The organism is Roseovarius sp. EL26 (assembly GCF_900327775.1).
Taxonomy (GTDB): Bacteria; Pseudomonadota; Alphaproteobacteria; order Rhodobacterales; family Rhodobacteraceae; genus Roseovarius.
This window is the reverse complement of the sequence record NZ_OUMZ01000005.1, coordinates 252,790-279,463: the sequence shown is the minus strand read 5'-3', so window position 1 is coordinate 279,463 and position 26,674 is coordinate 252,790. Positions and strand designations below refer to the sequence as shown.

Sequence of the window (26,674 nt, the reverse complement as noted above, 5' to 3'; positions counted from 1 at the left end):
ATCATCCAAGGGCTTTGTTGCCCGACACAATTTTTCAAAGGAGAACGCCACATGGCAGTCCTCGTAGACAAAAACACCAAAGTCATCTGTCAGGGCCTGACCGGCTCGCAGGGGACCTTTCACTCGGAACAGGCCATCGCATATGGCACGCAAATGGTTGGTGGGGTCACCCCCGGAAAGGGTGGGCAAACGCATCTGGACCTCCCGGTCTTTGACAGCGTGCACGAGGCGAAACACACCACCTCCGCCAACGCATCGGTCATCTATGTTCCGCCCCCATTCGCCGCGGATTCAATTCTCGAGGCGATTGACGCCGAGATGGAGCTGATCATTGCCATCACCGAAGGCATTCCAGTGCTCGACATGCAACGTGTCAAACGCGCGTTGGAGGATAGCAAATCCATCCTGATCGGCCCCAACTGCCCCGGCATCATCACGCCAGACGCCTGCAAAATCGGCATCATGCCCGGCCACATTCACAAACGCGGGAGCGTGGGTGTTGTATCGCGTTCCGGCACCTTAACTTACGAGGCGGTGAAACAGACATCGGATGTGGGTTTGGGACAATCAACTTGCGTAGGCATCGGCGGTGACCCGATCAAAGGCACCGAGCATATCGACGTGCTGGAATGGTTCCTCGCGGATGATGAAACCCAAAGCATCATCATGATCGGCGAAATCGGCGGCTCAGCCGAGGAAGAAGCCGCACAGTTCCTGATTGATGAGGCCAAGAAAGGTCGCTCAAAACCCGTCGCGGGCTTCATCGCTGGCCGCACCGCCCCTCCGGGCCGTCGCATGGGCCACGCTGGTGCAATCGTTGCCGGTGGCAAAGGTGGCGCTGATGACAAGATCGAAGCCATGCGCGCCGCAGGCATCGTCGTCGCAGACAGCCCTGCTGGCCTTGGCGAAGCGATGCTTGAGGCGATTGGGTGATCGCAAATATAACATTCCATAAGCCGGGTCCCTGCCCGGCTTATGCTTACAGTGATACGGCAACGAGTTCATAATGAGTCAGGCAGAAGTGACCACAACATGCTTTCGTAAATGCGCCACGTTCCCCGAACGTAGCAAATCAGAAAGGTAACACATGCAAACCGCGTCCTTCTCCTCGGTTGATCGATCCTCTGCAGGCGTCTCCCTGTGGGCGGATTTTCCCGGTGACTGGCGGGTCGGTCCCGTCGCGCAACGCCCGTTTCAGGTTTACTGGGATCAAAGCCACGCCTTTGGCCAGTTACTGCCCCGGCCTGCGCTGGAAGATATCCCTGACTTTTATAATGTCGACAACTACTACACTCATGGCCAAACAGCCGAACACTCGGCAAACCCGAAACAGTCGTTGGGCAGCAAGATCATCCACCGGCTGTCTTGCAAATTCGACCACAGCGCCCACACTGACATCGACTGGTGGCAAAACTTGCTCGGCCCCTCTCCGCGCGATTTCCTTGAAATCGGATGTGGTGGTGGTGGCAAGCTAGAGCGTGTGCAATCTCTGGGTCATAACTGTATTGGCGTTGAACCCGATGTAAACGCGATTGCCGAAACATCCAGACGGGGCCTGAATGTGTTAGAAGGCACCGCTGAAAACCTGCCAAATTCACTTAAGCCCGGTCAATTTGACTGCATCTTTATGCATCACGTTCTTGAGCATTGCCTGGACCCCGCCCTTGCCATCCAGAATTGCCGCAAACTTCTGCGGCCCGGTGGCATGCTGGTGGTAGAAGTTCCCAACAACGAATGCGCCGGCAGGGCTTTTTATGGCGCAGCCTGGCTTTGGCTGGATGTTCCGCGTCATCTGAACTTTTTCACCCACAAAAGTCTGGCCGCCATCGCCAGCACAAACGGTTTTGATGCCCCTCGCATCGAATACGCTGGTTATTCCCGCCAGTTCGGCTCGGGCTGGTTCAAAGAACAGGACGGAATAGCAGAGCTGTTCAATCTACCAAAACGAAGCGGATTTCTGGCGCGTGCAATGTATCTGCTCAAAACCGCATTCACCCATGACAAACATAAATATGATTCCGTACGCATCATTGCTTCGGCACCACACGAAACGGCATAGAAGGAAACGACCATGACCGACCAATCCTCCAACGACCAGTTTCATGCCTCTTCCTTCATGCAGGGGCACAACGCAGAGTATCTGGAGCAGCTTTATGCCCGATACGCCAATGACCCCAATGCGGTAGACGAGGCCTGGCAAGCTTTTTTTGCACAGCTTGGCGATGATCAGGGCTCAGTTACGGCCGAGGCTGCGGGCCCGTCTTGGGGTCGCGCCGACTGGCCGCCAGAGCCGATGGATGACATCACCGGCGCGCTGAACGGCGAATACCCTGCCGCCCCCGAGGCGAAGGATGCTGGCAAGAAGATTAAAGCCAAGGCCGAAGCCGCAGGTGTAGACGTTTCCGATGACGCCATCAAACGCGCCGTACTGGATAGCGTCCGGGCGCTGATGCTGATCCGCGCCTACCGGATCCGTGGTCACCTGATCGCCAATCTCGACCCACTGGATCTGTTTGAAAAACCCTTCCGCCCCGAGTTGGACCCCAAATCCTACGGCTTCGCTCGCGAAGACATGGATCGCCCGATCTTTATCGACAATGTATTGGGGCTTGAAATGGCCTCCATGCGTGAGATCCTTGGGATTGTACGCCGCACCTATTGCGGCACATTTGCCCTGCAATACATGCATATTTCCGATCCAGAACAGGCCAACTGGCTCAAGGAGCGGATCGAAGGTTTTGACAAAGAAATCCGTTTCACCCACCAAGGCCGCAAGGCGATCCTCAACAAGATGGTTGAGGCCGAGGGTTTTGAGAAATACCTGCACGTCAAATATATGGGCACCAAACGTTTCGGCCTGGATGGCGGCGAAAGCCTGATCCCGGCGATGGAGCAAATCATCAAACGTGGTGGCTCGCTCGGCGTGCAAGACATCATCATCGGCATGCCCCACCGGGGTCGTCTGTCGGTGCTGGCCAACGTCATGGGCAAACCCTACCGCGCCATTTTCAACGAATTTCAGGGTGGCAGCTTTAAGCCCGAAGATGTCGATGGCTCAGGTGATGTTAAATATCACCTTGGTGCGTCCTCTGACCGCGAATTTGATGGTAACAAGGTCCACCTGTCCCTGACCGCCAATCCCAGCCACCTAGAGGCGGTGAACCCTGTGGTGATCGGCAAAGCCCGCGCCAAACAGGACCAAATGGGCGACACAGACCGGATCAAAGTTCTGCCGATCCTGCTGCACGGTGATGCAGCTTTTGCCGGTCAAGGTGTTGTGGCTGAATGTTTTGGTCTGTCGGGTCTCAAGGGTCACAAAACCGGCGGCACCATGCATATCGTGGTGAACAACCAGATCGGTTTCACCACCGCGCCGCATTTCAGCCGTTCCAGCCCCTACCCAACGGATATCGCGTTGATGGTGGAAGCGCCGATTTTCCACGTCAACGGCGACGATCCAGAGGCGGTGGTTCACGCGGCCAGAGTGGCCACCGAATTCCGCCAGAAGTTCCACAAAGACGTGGTTCTCGATATCATCTGCTACCGTCGGTTTGGCCATAACGAGGGCGACGAGCCCATGTTCACCAACCCGATCATGTACAAGAAGATCAAAAAGCAAAAGACCACTCTTAGCCTTTATAGTGATCGCCTTGTCAAAGACGGTTTGATGCCCGAAGGCGAGATCGAAGACATGAAAACCGCCTTTCAGGCGCATCTGGCGGATGAGTTTGAGATCGGAAAAGAATACCGCCCCAACAAGGCCGACTGGCTCGATGGTAAGTGGTCACATCTCGATAAAAAGGACGAGGATTACCAGCGCGGCGAAACAGCAATGAAGCCCGAAACCATGGCCGAGATTGGGAAATCCCTCTCCTCGGCACCCGAAGGCTTCCCGCTGCACAAGACCGTTGCACGCCTGCTCGATACCAAAGCCAAAATGTTCGAAAGCGGCACTGGTTTTGACTGGTCCACAGCCGAAGCCATGGCCTTTGGATCGCTCCAGCTCGAAGGTTACCCGGTTCGTCTGTCCGGCCAGGACTGTACCCGCGGTACGTTCAGCCAACGTCATTCCGGTCTGATCAACCAGGAAACCGAAGAGCGTTATTATCCCCTAAACAACATCCGCGAGGGTCAAGCGCAGTACGAGGTCATCGACTCGATGCTCTCGGAATATGCGGTGCTGGGCTTTGAGTACGGCTACACGCTGGCCGAACCCAACGCGCTGACCCTGTGGGAGGCGCAGTTTGGCGACTTCGCCAACGGCGCGCAGATCATGTTTGACCAGTTCATCAGCTCAGGCGAAAGCAAATGGCTGCGCATGTCAGGCCTTGTCTGCCTGCTGCCGCACGGGTTCGAAGGCCAAGGCCCAGAACACTCCTCGGCACGTTTGGAACGGTTCCTGCAAATGTGCGGCGGCGACAACTGGATCGTGGCAAACTGTACGTCACCGGCGAACTACTTCCACATTCTGCGCCGCCAGATGCACCGCACCTTCCGCAAGCCGCTGATCATGATGACGCCCAAATCACTGCTGCGTCACAAGCTTTGCGTCTCAGACGCCGAAGACTTCACCACGGGCTCCAGCTTCCACCGCGTGCTGTGGGATGACGCCCAAAAGGGCCACTCCGACACTGAACTGGTCAAGGATGACAAAATCAAACGCGTCGTCATGTGCTCGGGCAAGGTCTACTTTGATCTGCTGGAAGAACGCGACAAACGCGGCCTTGATGATGTCTACCTGATGCGTCTGGAACAGTTCTATCCGTTCCCCGCCATCTCCATGGTCAACGAACTCAGCCGCTTCAAAGGCGCCGAGTTTGTCTGGTGTCAGGAAGAGCCGAAAAACCAAGGCGCATGGTCCTTTATTGAACCCAACATCGAATGGGTCCTGCAACGGATCAAAGCCAAAAACACCCGCGCCGAATATGCCGGCCGCGCCGCCTCTGCCTCGCCCGCCACGGGCCTGGCTGCACAACACAAAGCACAACAAGAAGCGCTGGTCGACGCCGCGCTGACCAGCAAAGGGAAATAAGAGATGCCAGTAGAAGTCCGCGTACCCACCCTGGGCGAATCCGTAACCGAGGCGACCGTCGCCACATGGTTTAAGAAACCCGGCGACGCCGTTGCAACCGATGAAATGCTCTGCGAGCTGGAAACCGACAAGGTCACCGTCGAAGTGCCCGCCCCCGCCTCTGGCACCATGGGCGAGATTGTCGCCGCCGAAGGCGCAACCGTTGGTGTTGATGCCCTGCTGGCGATGATCAACGAAGGCGAAGGTGCCGCCCCGGCCCCTGCTGCCGCGGCTCCAGCTGCTGCCGCACCCGCCGCTTCAGGCGGGGGTGACAGCGTCGATGTCATGGTCCCCACACTGGGCGAGTCTGTGACCGAGGCGACCGTTGCCACATGGTTCAAAAAGGTCGGCGATGCCGTCGCAGCCGATGAAATGCTCTGCGAGCTGGAAACCGACAAGGTCTCAGTTGAGGTACCTGCCCCTGCCGCTGGTGTCCTGTCTGAGATTGTCGCGGCTGAGGGCGCAACGGTTCAGGCCAATGGCAAACTGGCCACACTATCCTCCTCGGGTGGTGCCGCAGCCCCCGCTGCAGCTGCCGCGGCCACAGCAGCGCCAGCTGCTGCCAGCACCAGCAAAGACATCGAAAATGCGCCATCCGCAAATGTCGCCATGGCCGAAGGCGGCCTCAGCCCCGATCAGGTGCAAGGCACCGGGCGCGATGGTCGTATCATGAAAGACGATGTCGCCCGCGCCGCCGCTGCGGGTGCAACTGCAGCCCCCGCTGCTGCGCCGGCACCAGCCCCAGCGGCCGCCGCGCCACGTGCCCCATCTGCTGCCGGTGATGCCAACCGCGAAGAACGCGTGCGCATGACCAAGCTCCGCCAAACCATCGCGCGGCGTCTTAAGGAAAGCCAAAACACCGCCGCCATGCTCACCACCTATAACGAGGTCGACATGACCGAGGTGATGGCGCTGCGCAGTGAATACAAAGATGCCTTCCTCAAGAAACACGGCGTCAAACTTGGCTTTATGTCGTTCTTTACCAAGGCCTGCTGTCATGCCCTGAAAGAAGTGCCCGAGGTTAACGCCGAAATAGACGGCACCGACATCGTCTATAAAAACTTCGTCCACATGGGCATCGCCGCTGGCACACCCACAGGTCTGGTTGTTCCGGTGATCCGCGACACCGATCAGATGTCATTCGCTGACATCGAAAAGGCCATCGCCGAAAAAGGCGCCCGCGCCCGTGACGGCAAGCTCTCGATGGCGGAAATGCAGGGCGGCACCTTCACTATCTCAAACGGTGGCGTCTACGGATCATTGATGTCCTCGCCCATCCTGAACCCGCCACAGTCGGGCATCCTGGGCATGCACAAGATCCAGCAACGCCCAATGGTGGTGAACGGCGAGATTGTCGCCCGCCCGATGATGTATCTGGCCCTCAGCTACGACCACCGCATCGTCGACGGCAAAGGTGCCGTGACCTTCCTTGTCCGCGTCAAGGACGCGCTCGAGGACCCACGTCGTCTCTTGATGGATCTGTAAAGGAATGGTGGGTTGAAAACCCACCCTACCGAACATCCCGTAGGGTGGGCTTTCAGCCCACCTTTTTCTTTTGCCGATACAATCTTTATTCGCCTAAAACCTTCACATCCCAACACATTCCCGCATAAAGTGAATAAAAATCCGAGAGCATCGCCTCATGGCAGGTAGAACCAAAGCAATTGTGGCAAGCTGTAATCTCAGATTCACCAACGTGAGTAAAATATGTTAGACAAATTTCTAGATTCCATAAGCTCAGAAATCTTATCAGAGGAGCCACGGGAGGCATGGCTATCTATATTTGATGCCGGAGAACAATTTTTCGGAGAAAAACTACGATCTAATGTTGACGTAGTTAAACTTCAGGCTTTTTCGGATTTCATATTGGCCTTACGAATAGCAGCAAACGAACTTTCTCTTGAAATTGCACTGCCAGTACAACCGGTTGAGGAAACGAATTTAAAAGAAATTGGTTATATATTAAAGAGTTCGGCACGCGTAATTCGCGAGCAACTAGCTACCGAGCGCTTTAAATCATCACTTAGAAGTCGTGGAAAAGTTAACAACATCCCCGCCGATGATGTCTTGAAAATTTCCAATACAACGCTCATCAATATTCATCCAAAATTGCAGAGTTTACGCAGCAGCGTTGTACAAATCTCAATGGAGGAAGATAAACGTGAAAAGTTACTGGAATTACTTAATTCATTTGAGCGTGAACTGAATTCAAAAGAGATTTCAAAATCAGGTTCATTAAAAATATTCGCGACGGTAGGCGCAATAATATTGGGCACGACAACGTTTCTTGCAGAGGCACCAGATGCATTAGAAACAATTGGCGAAATCACTGCCCAATTGGGTGTGGAAATAAATGCTGCCGAAGAGGTTGCTCGATTGGAGCACGTAGAGCAGCTGTTGCTATCCGGCCCAACCGATGTTTCCATGGAAAAGAGCGACGAGTGACCCCTGAACTCACCGCCCTCACCCTCGCCGCGCTCTTGCAGGTCATCCAGTTCCTCCTGATGTCTGTCCCCGCCAATCTGGAACTGGGGCCGGGTAAAACCACCTCGGCGCGGGATCGCTCCAAACTGGGTGGCAGTCTCGAGGATCAGCTCAGCGATAAAACCGCGCGTCTTTACCGGGCGATGAACAATCACTTCGAAGGGCTCATTCTCTTTTCCATCGCTTGTGTGGTGATCACGCTTTCGGATCAGTCCACATCTTACACGGCTTTCTTAGCGTTTGCTTACCTCGCCGCACGCGTGCTTTACATTCCGGCCTATTACCTCGGCCTGCGCCCTTGGCGCTCGGTAATCTGGCTCGTCGGGTTTGGGGCCACCACGTTAATGTTACTTGCTGCAGTGGTCTGACCCTGCCCCATCCCCAAAGACCGATTTGTACATTCCCGACACCTCGGGTAACAATTGCGTACATAATCCGCGTACAGCCTGTACAGCCTGTACACAAATCAGACCCGACAGGAGACCTAAATGGCAAACTATGACGTCATCGTAATCGGTGCAGGCCCGGGCGGCTATGTCGCCGCAATCCGCTGTGCCCAACTGGGCCTGAAAACCGCCTGTGTTGAAGGGCGTGAAACCCTTGGCGGCACCTGCCTGAACGTTGGCTGCATTCCGTCCAAGGCCCTGTTGCACGCCTCGCACATGTTGCACGAGGCAGAGCATAATTTCACCAAGATGGGCCTCAAGGGAAAATCCCCCTCGGTCGATTGGAAAGAGATGCTCGGCTACAAAGATGGCGTCATTGATCAAAACACCAAGGGCATAGAATTTCTGTTCAAAAAGAACAAGATAGACTGGCTCAACGGCTGGGGTTCCATCCCCGAAGCGGGCAAAGTCAAAGTCGGTGATGAGGTCCACGAGGCCAAAAACATCATCATCGCATCCGGATCCGTGCCGTCATCTTTGCCTGGTGTTGAAGTTGATGAAAAGGTTGTTGTGACCTCAACCGGCGCACTGGAACTGAACAAGATCCCGAAGAAAATGGTCGTCATTGGCGCAGGCGTAATCGGCCTCGAACTGGGCTCAGTTTACGCGCGTCTGGGGGCCGAAGTGACCGTGGTCGAATTCCTCGATGCCGTCACGCCCGGCATGGACGGCGAGGTTCAGAAAACCGTGCAACGCATGCTGAAAAAACAAGGCATGAAGTTCGTCATGGGCGCAGCTGTTCAAAAGGTTGAAGCCAGTAAAACAAAGGCCAAAGTGCATTATAAGCTGCGTAAAAACGACAAAGAAGGCATGCTTGAAGCCGATACCGTTCTGGTCGCCACCGGTCGCAAACCCTTCACCGATGGGCTGGGGCTAGCAGAGCTTGGTGTCGAAATGACCGAACGCGGCCAGATCAAAACCAACGCGCAATGGCAGACCAACATTCCCGGCGTCTATGCCATCGGCGACGCCATCGAAGGCCCGATGCTGGCCCACAAAGCCGAAGACGAAGGCATGGCCGCCGCCGCACAGATTGCGGGCAAGCATGGTCACGTGAATTACAACGTCATCCCCGGTGTTATCTACACCCACCCCGAGGTCTCCAGCGTTGGTGAAACCGAAGAATCCCTGAAAGAACAAGGCCGTGCCTATAAGGTTGGCAAGTTTTCGTTCATGGGTAATGGCCGTGCCAAGGCCGTGTTTGCGGGCGAAGGGTTTGTCAAACTGATCGCAGACAAGGAAACCGATCGTATCCTTGGCGCGCACATCATCGGCCCCGCAGCGGGTGATCTAATCCACGAGATCTGTGTTGCCATGGAATTCGGCGCATCCGCCGAGGATCTGGCCCTGACTTGCCACGCCCACCCAACATATTCTGAGGCCGTGCGCGAAGCCGCCCTCGCCTGCGGCGACGGCGCAATCCACGCTTAAAACAAAAAGGCCGGGTCAAAAGCCCGGCCTTATCAAATTTATGCATTTTTGTGCTTCGCTCTACCACATCGTTTTGGCAGCCCTTGGCCCCCATTCCGCGTCATAAGCGACACCACCTTCTTCGCCATCGGTTTGTTCTGCCAAAATTTCACCGACAGTCGGTAACCCACCACTATCATCACGCGACCAGAGCCCCGCCCGCATCGGGGCGCGGGCGCATTGGGTGTAAATCTCGCCAATTCGGATCACGATCACAGTCGCAGGCAGACGCCCCTTGTGTTTAAATCGCGCGCGCAGGTCGGGATCCTGCGTCAGTCTCGCCTGTCCATTGAGACGCACAATCGTGTTAGAGCCGGGCACCATAAACATCAATGACACGCGCCCGTCCGCCACGATATTGCGCAACGAATCCAAACGGTTATTGCCGCGCCAGTCCGGCATCGCCAGGGTTTGTGCATCCAGCTCGGCCACCACTGGACCGTCATCGCCACGCGGGCTGCCATCGGTCCCATCCGGGCCCACCGTTGTCAGCACACAAAAGCGCGACGCCATGATCCATTTGCGGTAGAGCGGCGTTAGTTGCGTGGCTACCTTTCGCAACGCAGGCGTGCCGGGGCGGCCATAGAGCGCCTCTAGACTTGCAAGATCATCAATCCACTGCATCTGGATCAAATCCCGCTTCGCGCATCAGCGCATCTGATGCTGTTTCCACTTCTTGTTCCAGCTTCACCATGAATTCTTTCCGGCCAAGTCCGGCTTTGATCGTTGGCAGAAACTCGACCACCGCCACGCCGGGTTTGCGCATGATCCCCTTGCGCGGCCAATAGAGCCCCACATTCGCGGCCACCGGCACACAGTCTTGCTTGAGCTCATCATAGAGCACGCCGGTCCCAACCTTATAGGGCACCTTCGCACCGGGCGCGATCCGTGTACCCTGCGGATAGATTATCAGTTGGCCGGGGTGTTGTTTGCCTTTGGCGACATCCGCCACCATCTTTTTAATCGCCGCACTGCGCTTGCCACGGTTAACTGGCACACAGCCGAGCCGCAGGCCATATTGGCCCAAAAACGGGGCCCACAACAGCTCGCGTTTCATAATGAACTTGCCCGATGGAACGCTGGCAAAAATCAAAATAATATCCAAGAAAGATTGGTGTTTGGCAGCAATCACAACTTCACCCGTCGGCGGGCTGCCGCGCACCTCTGTTTTTAAGCCAACCATCCAGCTGGCTGTCCAACGAACCCACCAGCACCACGATTTACACCCTGCCAAAGCACCGCGTCGGCTGATCAAGGCCCACGGGAAAAAGAGGACCCCTAGGACCGCCATCATGACATAGATTTGGGCAACAAAAATCAGGGATCGCAGCCATTGGATTGCATACATTACGGTGTCTCTCTTAGTATTTTAGACGCGGCAAAACGCGTTGCGGCAAAGGCCACAGTGGCCGCTAGCGATGGCACCAACAAAGGCCACAACCACTGTGTCCCCGTAAAACCCAGGTCCGTTAGAAAACCACCTTCGGTCTGAGCGGCTGGCAATAGCAAGATAGCAATACTAGCCAAGATCATGCCAACGGCAGATCCAGTCATAGCCCGAAGCGTAAACCGGCGCACAAAGGCATTAACTATATAACCATCGCGCGCACCGACCAGACGCAAAACATCAATCACCTGCTTGTTGGCCGCCAGTGCGGCGTTAGCTGCCAACGTAATAATAGCCCCGGTTGTGGCTGCGATCAAAAGCAGTGACATCCAGCCAAAGAACCTCAGCCGCTTAGCTGCCGTAATCAGCGGTTGCCGCCATCTGGTATGATCATCCAACGTCGCGCCGGGGGCCTCGGCGTTCAGGCGTAGTCGCAGGCCATCGGCATCAAATCCGGCTCGATCCTCGATCACCTCAATCAAACGCGGGATCGGCAGGGCATCCACCGGCACATTCGGGCCGAACCATGGCTCGAGCAATGCGCGCTGCTCATCATCGCTCAGCGCGCGGGCGCGGGCCACCCCCGGAGTCGTTTCGAGAACCTTGAGAACGGCCTTTGTCTGATTATCCAACTGACCCTGCGGCGCTGAGATTTTGATGGTTGAGCTGCGCGACAGCTCTGCCCCCCAATGATCAGCCAGCTTGCCGGTTGCAAAGGAGAATGACAGCACGAAGACGGCCAGAAATGCCATCGCTCCGGAGCTGAACAACGTCAACCAAGCGGTATATCCCGTCGGCGGGACAACCTTGTCCGCCTGCGTATCACCAGACATAAATTCAGTAACTTTGGAAAAGTCTATTTTCATAGATCCGCCCCCGCAAGCTGCACCCGTCGGTTGGAAATACGCAGCACACGCGCTTGCACCTGTGACTTTGCGGCCCGAATCAGGCTCAGATCATGGGTCGCAATCACGATGGTTTTCCCCATGCGATTCAGCTCGACCAGTAGCCGCAACAACCGCTGGGACATCTCCCAGTCAACATTGCCGGTGGGTTCGTCTGCCAGCACCACATCCGGCGACATGATCAACGCCCGTGCCAAAGCCGCACGCTGACGCTCGCCACCCGAAAGCTCAGGCGGAAAAGCCTGTGCCCGAGAAGATAGGCCAACCCAATTGGTCAACTCTTTCAGGTTGATGGCCTCGGCCAGCAGATCCCGGTCTGACACCATCAGGGGCAGGGCAATGTTGTCTGATACACTCAAATGATTGAGAAATTGGCAATCTTGATGGACAACTCCAATACGACGACGTGCCTGTGCGATATCATCGCGCTCCATTGTTCGGCGCTCTTGGCCGAACAGTTTCAGCTGACCTGCGGTGGGCATCAACGCGCCATAGCATAGCTTCATCAGGGTCGTCTTGCCTGCCCCGGACGGTCCGGTCAGGAAATAAAATGCCCCCGGCGAAAGCTCGAGCGAAACATCGCTCAGCAATTCACCGCCACCATAATTATAGGCGATATTTTCCAGCTCGATCACAACAACGCAGCCCTCTATGCTTGTTCTCACTAAATGCCTGACCAGACACATTTGTGCAACGATTACAGGCGTGTTTTGCTTTGACCTTTTCCAGAGGCAGAATTACGCTTATGATTTAGATAACTTCTGATGCACAGAACACATTACAGGCGGCAAGAATTGGTGTGATTATGCGGCTGACTTGCCCAAACTGCGGCGCTCAATATGAAATCCCTGCTGAGGTCATTCCTGAGGCAGGGCGAGACGTGCAATGCTCAAATTGTGGCGATACATGGTATCAACCACCTCCCGGACAAGCCGAGCCCACAGAACAAGAATCGCTCCAGGCACATTTTGCGCGGGTTGATTCGGAGTTAGAGGCTGACGCCGCCAAAATCGAATCTGAGCCTTCTGCGACGGTGGACGAAACTCTGGATAGCTCCGAAGATTTAAGCACTACGGAGGAGGAAACTCCTGACCTCACCCCGAATGATCCCTCCGAGAGCGCACAAGAAATTCTAGAGCCCGTACAGAGCGAAGTTCAAGAAGCCACTGTGCCGTCAGACCCCGTTGAGGATGTTGAGGATCTTGAAACCAAAGACCCGCCTTATGACCGCCCCAACATAGACGACATTGAAGAAGCGACTGATAACGACGCGGAAGAAGTGTCTGAATCCTCTGAGCCACCTCAGCCGCGCATCCCGGCCCGTGAATTAGACGCTTCGATTGCCCGCATTCTCAGAGAAGAGGCAGCGCGAGAGCAAAGTGCCCGCGAACAAGAGGTCAGTGGTGGACTGGAAGTACAGGCTGATTTAGGTCTGGAACAAGCCCCCGCCGAAGCTTCTAAGGAACAAACCCGCGACCGCATTGGCCCGATGCGTGGCCAACCGGAAGCGCCATCAGAAAAGCAAGACGCCCCTGCACGCCGCGACCTGTTGCCTGACATCGAAGAAATCAGCTCTTCTTTGGGGGGAGAGGAAGGACTTGCATCGCCTTCAGCCCAATCAGCGGCATCCTCAGAGCAGAACGCACGAGGTTTCCGAACCGGGTTTCTTCTTGCTGTTTTGATTTTCATCACGGCCACAGTGATTTACCTTACAGCGCACGATATTAGCCAGAGCATTCCGTCCTTAGAGGGCCCGCTTGCATCTTATGTGGATATGGTCAATGCGGGTCGGCTCCAGCTTGCGGAACAGTTCAGCAGCCTGAAAGACTGGTTGTCTCATATGTCGCAGCCGGCGTCTGAATAAAGCTGCGCTGATCGTTTCAAACCCCATCAAAAACCAGCGCCCTCCAATTCCTTGGATTGGGGGATTTCTCCCAATTTGACAGAATAATATCGCGCCATATTTTCGAAGCCTCAGCCCCGGTTTTCTTTGCGTGCCCTCGTCAGCAGAAATGCATAGCTTGATGCCAAACTGGTCACCTTCGCTATTGGACGCCCTACGATGATCACCCAAGACCTCCTAAATGAAATTCGAAACCATTTCGCCCACATTGAATCTTGCCCCCAACAAGCGACTAGAGTTTTCTTCGAAAATGCCGGCGGATCGCTAACGCTCAAATCCGTTGCACAGACCTCGACGCACTATGCCGCCATTCCTGACAATCAGGGCCGCGCCAATACTGGTAGTCAGGAATTAGTGCGCGTCATTGAAAAAGCCAAGAATGATATGCGCGCAATGATGAACGCGCCCGGCGGGCAATTCTTTATTGGCGAAAGCGGCACTGAACTGTTGTTTCGCCTGATTATGAATGCCTGCCTTGGGACTGATCGCGACGGCACTGTTCTGGGGTCAACGCTGGAACACCCCGCAACACGCTCTGCCTGTGACCGATGGGCGCGCGTTGCCGGCCAGCATCATGTTCTAATTTCGCATGACGACGCCACTGGTACCATTGAACCTGCAGCCTATGCCGCCTCGGTTAGTAAAGATACGGTTGTAGCAACTATCGTGCACACCTCACCAGTCACGGGCATGGGGGTTGATCTGGCGGCAATTGCTACCGAGATCCGCAAAGTCGCGCCCGAGTGTTTTATTATTGTCGATGGCATTCAACACGCGGCTCATGGTCGGATAGATCTGACCGCTTATGACGTCGATGGCTATGTCATCTCGCCCTACAAGATGTTCTCGCGCCATGGCTATGGGCTGGCGTGGATCTCTGACCGGCTGACCAAATTACCCCACAACAGCCTGATCGATGGCCCCGCAGACAACTGGGAAATGGGCACACGCGACACTGGCAGCTATGCCACATTGAGCGATGTCTCCGATTATCTGGAATGGTTGGGTAGTCAAGTTACTGAAAGCACGGATCGCCGGGAAAAATTCATCGCAGCAGGTGAAGCGATTCATGCACAAGAAAAGGCCCTGACAGATGCAATGCTGCATGGCACCGGCAATCTGCCCGGTCTGGCTGAAATGGCAAACGTCACCATTTTGGGTGGCATCGACAATCCAGCCCGCGAAGGTTTGGTGTCTTTCCGTTTGGAAACCATGCCATCCGTAGACGTTGTCGAAAAATTGAATACGGCAGGCATCCGCACCCATGTACGCAAGGCCGACCACTATTCTGGCAACATCCTGACACCGCTTGGCATGGACAGCTGCATTCGCGTGTCGATGTGCCATTACAACAGTATCGAAGAGGTGGCTAAATTCCTCGCCACCGTCAAAGAGCTGCACGGATAACTGCAGGTCGCACCTGCGGCTGCACCTACTGATTCAAACTATACAAAACCACTCACGGGGCACCCCCGGAAACCCAAGGACACGATCAATGAAAACCCATGCACAGGCAGTTGTTATCGGCGGCGGATTGGCCGGCTGTTCAATCCTGTACCATCTGGCCAAACTCGGCTGGACCGATTCCGTATTGATTGAGCGCGATGAATTGACATCGGGCTCGACATGGCATGCGGCGGCCAACATTCACGGCCTGCATGACAACAACAATATCACCCGCATCCAGCACTATACGATGAACCTCTACAAAGAGCTGGAAAAAGAAACCGGTCAAGGCTGTGGCGTGTTTCAGCCCGGTTCGCTCTATCTTGCGCAGACTGAAGCGCGCGAACACCAGCTGCGCCTGCAAGAAGCTAAGGCGAAATTCTATGGCCTGAACTTCCACGAGGTTAGCAAAGAGCAGGCAAAAGAACTGCACCCTCTGGCGCAGTTCGATGACGTGCGTTGCATTATGTATGAACCTGATGGCGGCAACGTGGATCCATCAGGTGTAACAATGGCTTATGCCACTGGTGCACGTCAGTTAGGTGCCACGATTGAACGCTTTTGCCCAGTGATCGGCACAGAGCAGCAGCCTGATGGCAGCTGGATCGTGCAGACCGAAAAAGGTGACATTCATACGCAATGGGTGATCAACGCCGCTGGTCTGTGGGGGCGCGAGGTTGCCGCATTGGCCGGAATTGAACTGCCACTGCAGCCAACCGAGCACCAGTATTTTGTGACCGAGACCATTGATGAGGTCGAACAACTGGGGCGTCGTCTACCCTCCATCGCCGACCGCGATGGCGAGTATTATTTCCGACAAGAAGGCAACGGCCTGCTGATCGGTGCCTATGAAAAAGACATGAAGTTCTGGGCTGAAAACGGCACGCCTCTGGACTTTGCCCATGAACTGTTCCCCGATGATCTGGACCGGATCATGGACAACGTGATCCGCGCGACAGAACGTGTCCCTGCCGCAGCCACCGCTGGCGTCAAGCGCGTCATCAACGGCCCAATGATTTGGTCACCAGACGCCAATGCGATCTGGGGTCCCGTGCCTGAGCTCAAGAACTACTTCGTCTGTGGTGGCATCATCCCCGGTTTCTCGCAATCCGGCGGTCTGGGCCTGATGACGGCGCAATGGATCATCGAAGGTGAGCCGCAATACGACATGTTTGCATGGGATCTGGCACGCTTTGGTGACTGGGCGGACAAGGCCTTCACCAAGGCCAAGGTCGAAGATCAATACACGCACCGCTTTGCCATTCACTTCCCCAATGAAGAACGCCCTGCGGGTCGCCCTGCCCGGATGCGCCCGGCTTACGCCATGCAAAAAGAAATGGGCGGTGTGTTTGGCTTGAACGCCGGGTGGGAACATCCGTTGTATTTCGATGCAAACACGCCAGACACAGCCGGGTTTACCCGTCAGCCTTGGTGGAACAGTGTCGAGCGTGAGGCCAAGATGCTGCGCGAACATGTTGGCGTGATCGACATTTCGAACTTTGCCAACTACGTGATCAAAGGTCCCGGCGCGCACAGCTGGTTGGATCAGTTGATGGCCAACCGTATTCCAACTGAAATCGGTCGGTCTTGCCTGACCCCGATGATCGGTGTGCGTGGCGGCATTGCTGGTGATTTCACCATCACCAAAGTGGCCGACGATGAATACATGATGGTCGGTTCTGGCATGGCCGAACGTTATCACCAACGGTTCTTCAACATGATTGAACTGCCCGAAGGCACAACGTTTGAGAACGCCACTAACCGCATCACCGGCTATAACGTAGCAGGTCCTAAAGCCCGCGATATGTTACAGCGCCTGACCAATGCCGATCTGACAAACGAAACCTTCCGTTTCATGCGGTCGCAGACCATCACAGTGGCTGGGATCGACTGTTTGGCCATCCGCGTCAGCTTTACCGGTGATTTGGGTTGGGAAGTGCACTGTGCACAAGAAGACCAGGTTGCGCTCTACACGGCCCTGATTGAGGCCGCGAAGTCGATGGACGGTGGCCCTGTCGGCGGGCGTGCATTGGGCAGCTTGCGGATTGAGAAGGGCTATGGTTCCTGGGGTCGCGAATACAGCCCAGAGTACTGGCCACAAGAGGTTGGTCTTGACGGGTTGATCAAGCTGGACAAGGAATTTCTCAACAAGGATTCCTATCTGGCGATCAAAGATAACGCCCCACGCGAGGTTCTTGTCACCTATGAGATCGACATCACCCATGATGCTGATGCCACAGGCGGCGAGCCAATCTTTACCGCAGATGGTGCATCGGTTGGCCGCGTGACCTCGGGCTCTTACGGCTATTCAGTCGGCAAGTCACTGGCGCTTGGTTATTCCAATCCCAATGTAGCCAAAGCCGGGGATGAGGTTGAAGTGATGATCTTGGGCATCCCTCATAAGGCCCGTATCCTGCACGAGCCACCTTTTGATGCCAAAGGTGTACGCCTGCGCGCCTGATCCTCACCAAAAGCGGGTGCCCTATGGGGCATCCGCCAGTTTATTTTCGATCCAGCTTTCCCTGCATATCCTCCGCTTTTGACATCAGCCAATCTAGACAGCGGCGCACGGCTTGCGATGGGTGGGTCTCAGCGACGTTCAGGTAATAATTCCACGGGCTTTTGATGTCCAAATCAAAAGGCTCGATCAGCAACCCACGCTTGATCTGTGTCAAGACAAGCGAACGCGGCAACACAGCACAGCCAAGACCGTTCGCCGCCAATTCAAGCGCAAGATTTGATGAGTTGGTTTTGGCACCCCTGCGAGTTTCCAACTCAATCAGATCGAACTGAGTAGAGATTAATTTCCAATACGCCGGGCGGCCCAGAATATGGATCAGATCCGCATCGGGTAATTGACCTGGCTTGGTTAGCGGCACCCCCTCTACCTCGAAGTCGGGCGCACAGACCAAAGTGAGCTGATCCGCCCACAGCTTTCGCAGTTGCGGCGCGGCCTCGCTGTCGTGACAAACCGTGATAGAAATGTCCGAGACCCGCTCGGCCACATCATCCCAGATCGTACCATGGACCGTCAGTTCAACATCCGGATGTGCCTGATGAAACCCGTCCAGAACATTGGGCAACCAACTGCCCGCTAAGGTCACCGGGCATGATAGCACCACCTCACGCTTGACCGTCTGGGTCATTAGAGATTGCGTCGCCATATCTATCTGCACCAATGCCTGCCGGACGGACGGCAGATACGCCGTTCCAAGATCTGTTAAAGACAGCGATTGCGGGTGCCGCACAAACAGCGGGCGGCCCAAGTGTTTCTCCAAGGATCTGACGTGGTTACTTACCGCTGATTGCGTACAGTTCAGCTCATCCGCAGCGCTGGTAAAACTCAAATGCCGGGCCGCCGCCTCAAAAGAGCGCAGAAAGGACAGATGTGGAAGGTTCATCATTGGGCAATGTAATTCCGTCTTATTGTCTCGCCGCAGTTCTTATCGCAACTTCATTCTGCGAGCTAAACACCTTCGTGACCACCTTTGCAAAAAATATTCCCCCAAAGACCCAGATTAATTTTCGCGCCACACTGCGTTGTTTCGCTTTACGGTAAAAGGCGACACCTCGCGATCTTCTTCACCAACAGGCCCTAACATGACAAATACCTTCGATAAGGTCGCCGCCTTTTCTCTGAAACTCGACCCTCAAGACATCCCGCAATCAACTCGGGAAGCCGCTGCTTTGATGTTGTTGGACACACTCGGCATCACCATTGCCTCTGGCCCGATGGAGGCAGGCCGGATCGGGCGTGAAACGGCGGCGGCATTATACGGTGCAGGCGATCCCGACATCTCTGCCCGGATGATGTTTGACGGTCGGCGCGTCAGCATGGCGGGTGCCGCCTATGCGGCGGCCACGCAGACCGACAACCTTGATGGGCATGATGGTTATAACCCAAGCAAGGGGCATATTGGCGTTGTAGTTATCCCGGCACTGGCGGCCTTGGCGGAAACAGTGCCTGACTTTTCCGGCCCCGAAGCGCTAGCAACCATCACTGTCGGCTATGAGGTTGCCGGGCGTGCCGGCATTTCATTGCATGACACCGTCAGCGATTATCACACATCCGGCGCGTGGAACGCCTTGGGGGTGGCAGCCATGGCGGCGCGTTTACGCGGGCAAACACCAGAGCAGCTCCGGCAATCCATGGGGATCGCCGAATACCATGGCCCGCGCAGTCAAATGATGCGCGAGATTGCCAATCCGACCATGCTGCATGATGGATCTGGCTGGGGGGCTATGGTGGGCATGTCCTCGGCCGTTCTGGCGGAAATGGGATTTACCGGTGCCCCGGCGATTACGATTGAGGAAGACCGCGTCGCACAACATTGGGCGGATCTGGGCCAGTTCTGGCAGATGGAGCATCAATACGTCAAACCCTACCCTGTTTGCCGCTGGGCACATGCCGCGATTGACGCGGTGCGCGCACTGATGTTGGAGCACAAGATCACAGCAGATGACATCGCCAGCCTGCAAGTCAACACATTCAACGAGGCAGCCTGTCTGTTTCAAAGCATGCCGAATGACACCTCTTCAGCGCAATATTCCCTGCCCTTCGCCGTGGCGACCATGGCGCTCTATGGTCGAATCGGTGTTGAACACATCACTGGCGATGGATTGAATGACACCTCTGTTGCTGGCTTTCTTGGCAAGATCACCGTTTCTGAAGCGCAGATTCATAGCGAGCGTTTCCCGCAGTACCGTTATTCGGATGTCGAAGTCACGCTTATCAACGGGCAGACATTGGCCTCGAGCGATGTGCATGCCCGAGGCGGGCCCGAGAGCCCGATGAGCCATGAGGAAGTTGTAGGGAAATTCATGGAATTTGCCACGCCTACGGTGGGCCAAACCCGTGCCGAAGCCATCCGTGATGCCTGCTTTGCCCTAATGCAACCGGACAGCCGCTTTTCTGATCTAGGACAGCACTTGTATGATCCACCTGGCTCTTGAAACAACGGTACTGTTCCATGATTGTGACCTCATATTTTTGAAGGATATCCAATGAAATCCCCCATCGTGATCTTGCATACCGATAACCCGGAACCGGCACATGCCATTTTGCACCGTCAGCACGGCGATCTAGAGATTCATTGTTGTGCTAGCTACGAAGGCTTACCGAATCTGGTCGAGAAAACACAAGCAGAGGTGATATTTTCTGCCCGTTTTAATGGCACGCCAACGTTCCCACGGCAGGCCTTGATAGATGCGTCCAGCGTCAAATGGATTTCGGTCGGGGGTTCTGGCGTTGACCACTTGATTCCTTGGAACCCTGAGATACAAACTATCACCAATGCCGCCGGTGTCGCTGCCGATATGATGGCACAATATGCGCTTGGCGGCATGTTGCACTTCAGTCTCGGCTTGCCCGGATTTCAGGCGGCACAGGCCCGCCGAGAATGGGTTTCAGGCAAGGTTGAGCCTATCGATGGCAAAAGCGTCCTGATCATCGGATTGGGTAAAACAGGTCAGGCAGTTGCCGCGCGTTGCAAAGCCATGGATATGCACACCATCGGGGTGCGCGCCCACCCAAAGGCCACACCCAATGTTGATCGCGTCTGCGGGATGGATGATCTTCCAAACTTGTGGGGGCAAGCCGATTTCATTGTGACCTGCGTACCGCTTCTGGACAGCACGCGCGGAATCGTTGGGCCGGATGCCTTTGCAATTATGAAAGACACTGCCGTAATCGTGGATGTGTCACGCGGTGGCGTGATTGACGAGGGATCACTTATCGACGCCCTTGACCAAGACCGGATTAAGGGGGCTGCGCTGGACGTCTTTATGGCGGAGCCCTTGCCATCGGATCACAAGCTCTGGGGTTTGGACAACGTGATTATCACGCCACATTGCTCATCGGTTTACGATGGTTGGGACCTGAAGTCGGTCGAAATGTTTTCCGAAAACCTGATGCGGTATCGCAAAGGCGAAGACCTCACCAACATCGTCAACCCCAAACGCGGGTACTGACCTGCCTTATAGCAGATCAAACAACCGACCCGGCAAACCATCGTGGCGCGGCAAGCCCAGCGCCTGCATGAGGCAGAACATCATCGCCTGATTTGAGGTAACAACTGGCTTGTCCAATGTGGCCTCAATGCGTTCCACCGCCTCAACCGAGCGCATATCAGTGCAACTCAGGACAATCGCCTCAGCATCCGGATCATCAGCCTGCAGCGCAAGGTTATAGACTTCGTCCGGGGTCAATTCACCCTGTCCATAATTCCCTAACGCACGTCCGACGTCCGCACGTATGACGACATTGATCCCGTTTTGCCCAAGAAAATCTTCTGCCTGCTCGTTCACCTCACCGACATAGGGCGAAGAAAACCCAACTTTGCTCACGTTCAGTGCCTTCAAAGCGGCCACTAAAGATCCTGCAGCTGTTAACGATTTTGCACTGGATCCAGCTTTGATTTTCTCTGCCAGATCCGCATCAAAGGATGGGCCGTGGGTCAACGTGGCCGATGTACAACCATAAAGCACCATATCCGGTCGCACGCCGGAAATCATCCGCAGGTCATTCGAGATATCGGATGCACCAAGGCCCGCCATCTGATCAGACCCAGGGATCTCATCCACATCATAGCCACCCATGCGCTGAAAATGCACGGTTGTGTTAGGCGGGCGCATCAGCATCATGTCAGGTTCCAGATTGGTATTTGTAAAGGGCACCAGAACGCCGATCTTTGCCCGTGTGCGTGTCTCATATGTCATGACAAAACCTCCCTCAACACTGTTACACAGCGCTGCATAATATCCTCACCGCAAATGGTGGCGCGCAGGCAGTCCGACAGACCATAGCCCCCCATGCCCCGCATCAACAATTTGCTTGCACGCAAGGCGGCATCTGCCTGTTGCGCCTGTTCCACACTTTCAAATCCCAACAGCGCGAAATTGGTGTGGCTTTTGGGAACGGTCAAACCCAGCTCTCGACAATTCTCCGAGAAGGTATCTCTAATCACCGCCGTCCGCTGCACGACTTTCTGCATATGGGCCTGATCCCGCAGTGCAGCCGCCGCCATAGCTTGCGACGAGATTGAGATATTGTTGGGGTTCAACAGCTTGCGAACCTCGTGCGCGATTTCTGTTGGGAAATATCCCCATCCCGCGCGCGCACCGGCCAGTCCGTAAGCCTTAGACAAAGTCCGCATCACCACCGTATCGCCGCGCGCGACCAGATCGAATATTGCTTTTGGGTGTTCAACCGCGTCAGAGAACTCCGCATAGGCTTGGTCAACGACCAACAACACGTCGCCGGACAAATTCTCGCGCAACCGAATGAGTTCAGAATTTGCGATCATGGTTCCCGTCGGATTGCCCGGATTGCAGACGAAAACGATCTTTGTATCCGTTGTAACCGCTGACAAAATGTCATCGACAGACACCGCCAGATCGATCTCACGTGCTTTGACATAATCGGCCTGCACCTGCGCCGTCGCCGACGCCACATAGGCGTAGCCGTAGTCGGTCCCAAGTACTCGATCCCCTGCCCCGGCATAGGCTCGGATCAGGCAGCCGATCAGCTCCATAGACCCGGCTCCGCAGAGAATGTTCTGTGGGGCCAATCCGTGCACTTCCGAGACCGCGGCGCGCATCTCAGGCCACTCCGGATCCGGATAGAGCGGCATCTGATCCAGCGCCTTTTGTCCGGCCAAAATGGCCCGTGGGCTGGAAGGAAAGGCACTTTCGTTCTGAGCCAGCGAAATGGTGCCTGGATCACCAAGATCAGCCAGCGCATAGGCGGCCATGCCGGCAACGTGGGGCACCGGGCGGATCATGACGCCCCCTCATAGGCTTTTGCGCCTTCCTTGGTCACCAAGCCGCGCTTGAGGTCTAGCGTTAAAGCATCCGGATCGCGCTCCGCCACCGGGCCAAAGCCACCGCCGCCCGGGGTTTCGAAAATCAGATAATCGCCACCTTCAACGCGCAATTCGCCCTTGCCCGGAATATCCGCGCCGCCATCACGGAAGCGGATGCGCCCCGGTGCTCCTGCCTGCCCGCCCATCCGACCCAATGCAGGGAATTTCAAGCGTTCAACAGAGAGGAAGACGATGAACGGCGCATCATTCGAGGCCGTCATTTCGATCCGCTGTCCTAACCCTCCGCGATATTTGCCAGCCCCACCCGAGTCTGGGCGCAATTCGCGGCGCCACATGATCACCGGCGCAACCGCCTCGGTAATTTCCACCTGAGAGCCAAACACGCCCGACGGATAGGCCGTGGCTGATAAACCGTCTGAATGCGGTCGCGCCCCAGTGCCACCGTTATGAACGGGTTCAATCGCAAACTCTCGCCCACCTTCACGTGCCACTTCGGGTGCATGGCGCATGGGCAGATCAAACATGCAAGATGCACCCTCCGCGGGCACCTCATCAGGCAAAGCCTGATGCAGGCAACCCAGTACCAGATCAGGTGTCACCTGCCCCAAGGTATGACGCATCGCCACCGGTGCCGGGCGCTGTGCGTTCAGGATGCACCCCTTGGGCCCATCAACGGTGAACGGCGCAAGCGATCCTGCATTGTTAGGGATGTCCGATCCAACGATGCAACGCAGGGCAAAAACGGTATATGCGGTGGCATAGTTCAACGGCACATTTATACCTTTGGAGGAACAGCCAGACGTGCCACTAAAATCCACATGCATGCTGTCGCTGGTCACGGTCAGTTTAGCGTGCAGTTCCAGCTCATTCTCATAGCCGTCCATACGCAGAACGTTCTTGTAAACACCTTCTGGCACCTCTTTGATTGCTTCAATCGTGCCGCGGCGTGAGGTGTCGATGATATAACTCCCCAACGCTTCCAGATCATCCAGCTGGAACTCCTCCATCATGTGCAGCAAGCGCGTCACCCCCGCTTCGCAGCAGGCGATCAGCGCATAGATGTCGCCCTCATTGGCAATGGGTTCGCGTGAATTGGCGCGGATGATGTCCAACAACAGGGCATTGGGTTGTCCTTCCTCAACCAGCTTGCATGGTGGGATCAACAAACCCTCGTCATAGATGTCCGATCCTTCCGGCCCCATCCCCTGCCCGCCCAGATCGACAAGGTGCGAAGTGCATGAGGTAAAGCCTACCACTCTGCCATCCTTGAACGCAGGCATCATCAATAAGAAGTCATTCAAGTGCCCCGAGGCCAGCCACGGGTCATTGGTCATGTAAATGTCACCTGGCTTCATCATTTGCACCGGGAAAGCAGCCCGCAGGTGCTGGACCGCTTCGGCCATGGTGTTGATATGCCCCGGCGTGCCAGTCACAGCCTGCGCCAGCATCCGACCATCAGCATCAAAAATCCCAGCAGAGATATCACCGCATTCTCTCACAATCGGCGAAAAGGCTGCACGGATCAGGGTTTGCCCCTGTTCCTCAACCACGGCCAACAGCCGGTTCCACATTACTTGCAGACGGGCGGGGGAAAGATCAGTCATTGTGCCGCTCCTTTCTGGTCCTTTACCAAAACAAGGTTTCCAATCGCATCCACATGGGCCGAGAAATCAGCCGAAACGAGTGTGGTTGTCTGCGGCTCGGTGATCAGGGCCGGACCACGAATGTGATCCCCCGGCTGAAGATCCCCTCGGGCCACAAACCCCGCCTGCTTTAGCGCACCATCCACATCACAAGTGATCGATCGGGTTTCTTGTGCAGAGATTGTATTGCGCGCAGGCGCGGGTGGCATGTCCGGCACATCCCCCTCCTTAGTAGCAACGCGCACTGCCCAGTTCAGGATTTCAATTTTCATGCCGGGCACCGGGCGAGAAAACTGCTTGCCATATTCTTCTTCAAAGGCGGCGGTCAATGGGGCAACATCATCCGCCGTCAAAGCCCGATCTGACAATGTGATCTCAATCTCGTGACCTTGTCCGTTGTAACGCATGAAAGCTGTGCGCTCCGTTTCAGTCTCTGCACTTCCTGCTCCTTGTCGCACCACATCACTGGCCTCATTGATCATACCGTCAAAAAGGTCATTGATGTTCGCCACGTCCATCTCACCCAACAGCGTATAACGCGAGCGCACAATCTCAAACGACACAGGCGCAAACAGGAACCCCACCGCTGATCCCACTCCCGGATTAGGCGGGATAACTATGGTCTGCACCCCGGCAGAACGCGCCACACGGCTGGCATGTAGTGGACCGTTTCCGCCAAAAGCGATCATCACCCGTTGGCTCAGATCTTTACCTGATTCAACCGCGTGCATCCGACCTGCGCTGGCCATGCTTTCATCGACAATGCGGCTAACACCATCAGCTGACCCAACGGCATCCAGATCCAGTTTTGTGCCAATCACACGTTTGAGCGCCTCTGCTGACGCCTCAGTGTCTAGCGGGATGTGCCCCTCGGCAAAAGTCTCAGGCACGATATAGCCAAGGGCGATGTCACTGTCTGTGACGGTCGGGTCTTCTCCTCCGCGCATAAACGCGACAGGCCCCGGTTCAGAACCAGCAGATTTGGGCCCGACAGTCAGACGTCCCAAGCGATCGATCCCAGCAATCGATCCCCCTCCGGCACCGATTTCGATCATCTCGATCACCGGAATACGCGCGGGCATGCCTGAACCTTTGACAAATCGCGCTGCGCGGGCAATTTCAAACTGGCGCGAGGTTTGCGGCCGGGCATTATCAATCAAACACAGCTTGGCCGTGGTACCGCCAACGTCAAATGACACCACTTCATCAATTCCCGCCCTTGCTGCGATGCGCGCCGCCAGAATAGCACCACCCGCCGGACCACTTTCCACCAAGCGGATCGGGAAACGCGCTGCAGTTTCAATCGTGCACATACCACCCCCTGCGGTCATCATCAGAATAGGACAGCTTACGCCCTCATCTGCAAACCGCGCGCGGAATCGCGAGAGATAGCTTTCCATCAGCGGCTGGATATAGGCGTTGGCGACTGTGGTGCAGAGCCGATCAAACTCGCGCGCCTCAGGGCTCACTTCGGATGAGATCGATACGATCAGGTCAGGGCGTTGTTCAGCCAGAATCTCGCGCAAGCGGTGCTCATGTGCTGCGTTGACATAGGAATGCAATAGGCAGATGGCCACCGCACTGACCCCTGTTTCATCGATTTGAGCAATCAATGTATCAATCGCTTCGTCCGTCATCTCAATCAGCACGTTGCCCTCGGCCGACATCCGTTCGCGGATCGTCAAGCAACGTTCACGTGGCACCAGATAGTCAGGCTTTTCCAGATTGATGTCATATTGCAGATAACGGCGCTCGTAAGCGATTTCCAGAATATCGCGAAACCCTTCGGTCGTGACCGTGGCAACCGTTGCTCCGCGCTTTTCGATCAGCGCATTCGTGGCCAGCGTAGTGCCATGAATAAACCCGGTCACCTGATCTAAACGGCGACCGGTCTGCGCCATGACACGTCCCGCGCCCTCCATCGCCCCATCTGCCGGGTTCTGATGCGTGGTCAGTGTTTTGGTTGACGCTATAATATTGTCGTGACCCTCAACCAGAACCGTGTCTGTAAAGGTGCCGCCAATATCAATCGCGAGGCGTAAATTCGTGGAAGCCGTCATTTCCTATTCCAATCAAATCGTCGTGTTGCGCGCAGG

Annotated in this window: 21 protein-coding genes; 12 read left to right on the top strand and 9 right to left on the bottom strand. The window is 55.7% G+C overall.

The genetic code is table 11. The features are described from left to right. Positions 1-51: 51 nt before the first annotated feature. The 7 genes from sucD (at position 52) to lpdA (ending at position 9,432) form a co-directional block, all read left to right on the top strand. Complete coding sequence (sucD, locus tag D9A02_RS03215) at positions 52-933, top strand: succinate--CoA ligase subunit alpha (RefSeq protein WP_120499529.1); 882 nt, start codon at positions 52-54, stop codon at positions 931-933. 154 nt (positions 934-1,087) lie between these two features. Further along, on the top strand, positions 1,088-2,059 hold the full coding sequence (locus tag D9A02_RS03210; protein WP_120499528.1) for a class I SAM-dependent methyltransferase: 972 nt from the start codon (positions 1,088-1,090) through the stop codon (positions 2,057-2,059). Positions 2,060-2,071: 12 nt separating this feature from the next. Continuing rightward, complete coding sequence (locus D9A02_RS03205; RefSeq protein WP_120499527.1) at positions 2,072-5,032, top strand: 2-oxoglutarate dehydrogenase E1 component; 2,961 nt, start codon at positions 2,072-2,074, stop codon at positions 5,030-5,032. Between the two features lie 3 nt (positions 5,033-5,035). Then, entirely contained in the window at positions 5,036-6,556 is a 1,521-nt protein-coding gene (gene odhB, locus D9A02_RS03200; RefSeq protein WP_120499526.1) for a 2-oxoglutarate dehydrogenase complex dihydrolipoyllysine-residue succinyltransferase, read from the top strand. A gap of 222 nt (positions 6,557-6,778) precedes the next feature. After that, the gene (locus tag D9A02_RS03195) at positions 6,779-7,516 is read left to right on the top strand and encodes a hypothetical protein (RefSeq protein ID WP_120499525.1); all 738 of its coding nucleotides are present in this window, start codon (positions 6,779-6,781) and stop codon (positions 7,514-7,516) included. Next, a complete protein-coding gene (locus tag D9A02_RS03190; RefSeq protein ID WP_120499524.1) occupies positions 7,513-7,923 on the top strand; it encodes an MAPEG family protein in 411 nt (136 codons plus the stop codon). The genes D9A02_RS03195 and D9A02_RS03190 overlap by 4 nt, the downstream gene beginning before the upstream one ends. 120 nt (positions 7,924-8,043) lie before the next feature. After that, positions 8,044-9,432 carry a dihydrolipoyl dehydrogenase gene (gene lpdA / locus D9A02_RS03185; RefSeq protein ID WP_120499523.1) on the top strand — a complete coding sequence of 463 codons (1,389 nt, stop codon included), beginning with the start codon at positions 8,044-8,046 and terminating at the stop codon, positions 9,430-9,432. A gap of 60 nt (positions 9,433-9,492) precedes the next feature. Here the strand turns inward: lpdA and D9A02_RS03180 are convergent, their stop codons facing one another. From D9A02_RS03180 to D9A02_RS03165, 4 genes are read right to left on the bottom strand one after another with little or no spacing between them, the layout of a single operon-like run. Continuing rightward, positions 9,493-10,095: a pyridoxamine 5'-phosphate oxidase family protein gene (locus D9A02_RS03180; protein WP_120499522.1), complete on the bottom strand. Its 603-nt coding sequence runs from the start codon at positions 10,093-10,095 to the stop codon at positions 9,493-9,495. Then, entirely contained in the window at positions 10,082-10,819 is a 738-nt protein-coding gene (locus tag D9A02_RS03175; protein WP_120499521.1) for a 1-acyl-sn-glycerol-3-phosphate acyltransferase, read from the bottom strand. Before D9A02_RS03175 ends, D9A02_RS03180 begins: the two co-directional genes overlap by 14 nt. Beyond that, entirely contained in the window at positions 10,819-11,724 is a 906-nt protein-coding gene (locus D9A02_RS03170) for an ABC transporter permease (protein WP_120499520.1), read from the bottom strand. The genes D9A02_RS03175 and D9A02_RS03170 overlap by 1 nt, the downstream gene beginning before the upstream one ends. Continuing rightward, positions 11,721-12,398, bottom strand: coding sequence for a cell division ATP-binding protein FtsE (locus D9A02_RS03165; protein ID WP_120499519.1), 678 nt, complete (start codon positions 12,396-12,398; stop codon positions 11,721-11,723). Before D9A02_RS03165 ends, D9A02_RS03170 begins: the two co-directional genes overlap by 4 nt. A 170-nt stretch (positions 12,399-12,568) precedes the next feature. Here D9A02_RS03165 and D9A02_RS03160 point away from each other — a divergent pair, with 170 nt between their 5' ends. From D9A02_RS03160 to D9A02_RS03150, 3 genes are all read left to right on the top strand, one after another. Further along, on the top strand, positions 12,569-13,627 hold the full coding sequence (locus tag D9A02_RS03160) for a zinc-ribbon domain-containing protein (protein ID WP_120499518.1): 1,059 nt from the start codon (positions 12,569-12,571) through the stop codon (positions 13,625-13,627). A 198-nt stretch (positions 13,628-13,825) separates the two neighbouring features. Continuing rightward, positions 13,826-15,073 carry an aminotransferase class V-fold PLP-dependent enzyme gene (locus D9A02_RS03155; protein ID WP_120499517.1) on the top strand — a complete coding sequence of 416 codons (1,248 nt, stop codon included), beginning with the start codon at positions 13,826-13,828 and terminating at the stop codon, positions 15,071-15,073. A gap of 88 nt (positions 15,074-15,161) precedes the next feature. Next, positions 15,162-17,573 (top strand): FAD-dependent oxidoreductase, encoded by a 2,412-nt coding sequence (locus tag D9A02_RS03150; RefSeq protein WP_120499516.1) that lies wholly within the window; start codon positions 15,162-15,164, stop codon positions 17,571-17,573. A 40-nt stretch (positions 17,574-17,613) separates the two neighbouring features. On the opposite strand, the gene D9A02_RS03145 is transcribed toward D9A02_RS03150, so the two are convergent. Beyond that, positions 17,614-18,516 carry a LysR substrate-binding domain-containing protein gene (locus D9A02_RS03145; protein ID WP_120499515.1) on the bottom strand — a complete coding sequence of 301 codons (903 nt, stop codon included), beginning with the start codon at positions 18,514-18,516 and terminating at the stop codon, positions 17,614-17,616. Between the two features lie 196 nt (positions 18,517-18,712). Here D9A02_RS03145 and D9A02_RS03140 point away from each other — a divergent pair, with 196 nt between their 5' ends. Both D9A02_RS03140 and D9A02_RS03135 read left to right on the top strand, forming a co-directional pair. Beyond that, positions 18,713-20,065: an MmgE/PrpD family protein gene (locus D9A02_RS03140; RefSeq protein ID WP_120499514.1), complete on the top strand. Its 1,353-nt coding sequence runs from the start codon at positions 18,713-18,715 to the stop codon at positions 20,063-20,065. Between the two features lie 51 nt (positions 20,066-20,116). After that, positions 20,117-21,082: a D-2-hydroxyacid dehydrogenase gene (locus D9A02_RS03135; protein ID WP_120499513.1), complete on the top strand. Its 966-nt coding sequence runs from the start codon at positions 20,117-20,119 to the stop codon at positions 21,080-21,082. Positions 21,083-21,088: 6 nt separating this feature from the next. On the opposite strand, the gene D9A02_RS03130 is transcribed toward D9A02_RS03135, so the two are convergent. From D9A02_RS03130 to D9A02_RS03115, 4 genes are read right to left on the bottom strand one after another with little or no spacing between them, the layout of a single operon-like run. Further along, positions 21,089-21,829: an Asp/Glu racemase gene (locus D9A02_RS03130; RefSeq protein WP_120499512.1), complete on the bottom strand. Its 741-nt coding sequence runs from the start codon at positions 21,827-21,829 to the stop codon at positions 21,089-21,091. Continuing rightward, a complete protein-coding gene (locus tag D9A02_RS03125) occupies positions 21,826-22,893 on the bottom strand; it encodes a histidinol-phosphate transaminase (RefSeq protein ID WP_120499511.1) in 1,068 nt (355 codons plus the stop codon). Before D9A02_RS03125 ends, D9A02_RS03130 begins: the two co-directional genes overlap by 4 nt. Further along, positions 22,890-24,539 carry a hydantoinase B/oxoprolinase family protein gene (locus tag D9A02_RS03120; protein ID WP_120499510.1) on the bottom strand — a complete coding sequence of 550 codons (1,650 nt, stop codon included), beginning with the start codon at positions 24,537-24,539 and terminating at the stop codon, positions 22,890-22,892. The genes D9A02_RS03125 and D9A02_RS03120 overlap by 4 nt, the downstream gene beginning before the upstream one ends. Next, positions 24,536-26,638, bottom strand: coding sequence for a hydantoinase/oxoprolinase family protein (locus D9A02_RS03115; protein WP_120499509.1), 2,103 nt, complete (start codon positions 26,636-26,638; stop codon positions 24,536-24,538). The genes D9A02_RS03120 and D9A02_RS03115 overlap by 4 nt, the downstream gene beginning before the upstream one ends. Between the last annotated feature and the right edge of the window lie 36 nt (positions 26,639-26,674).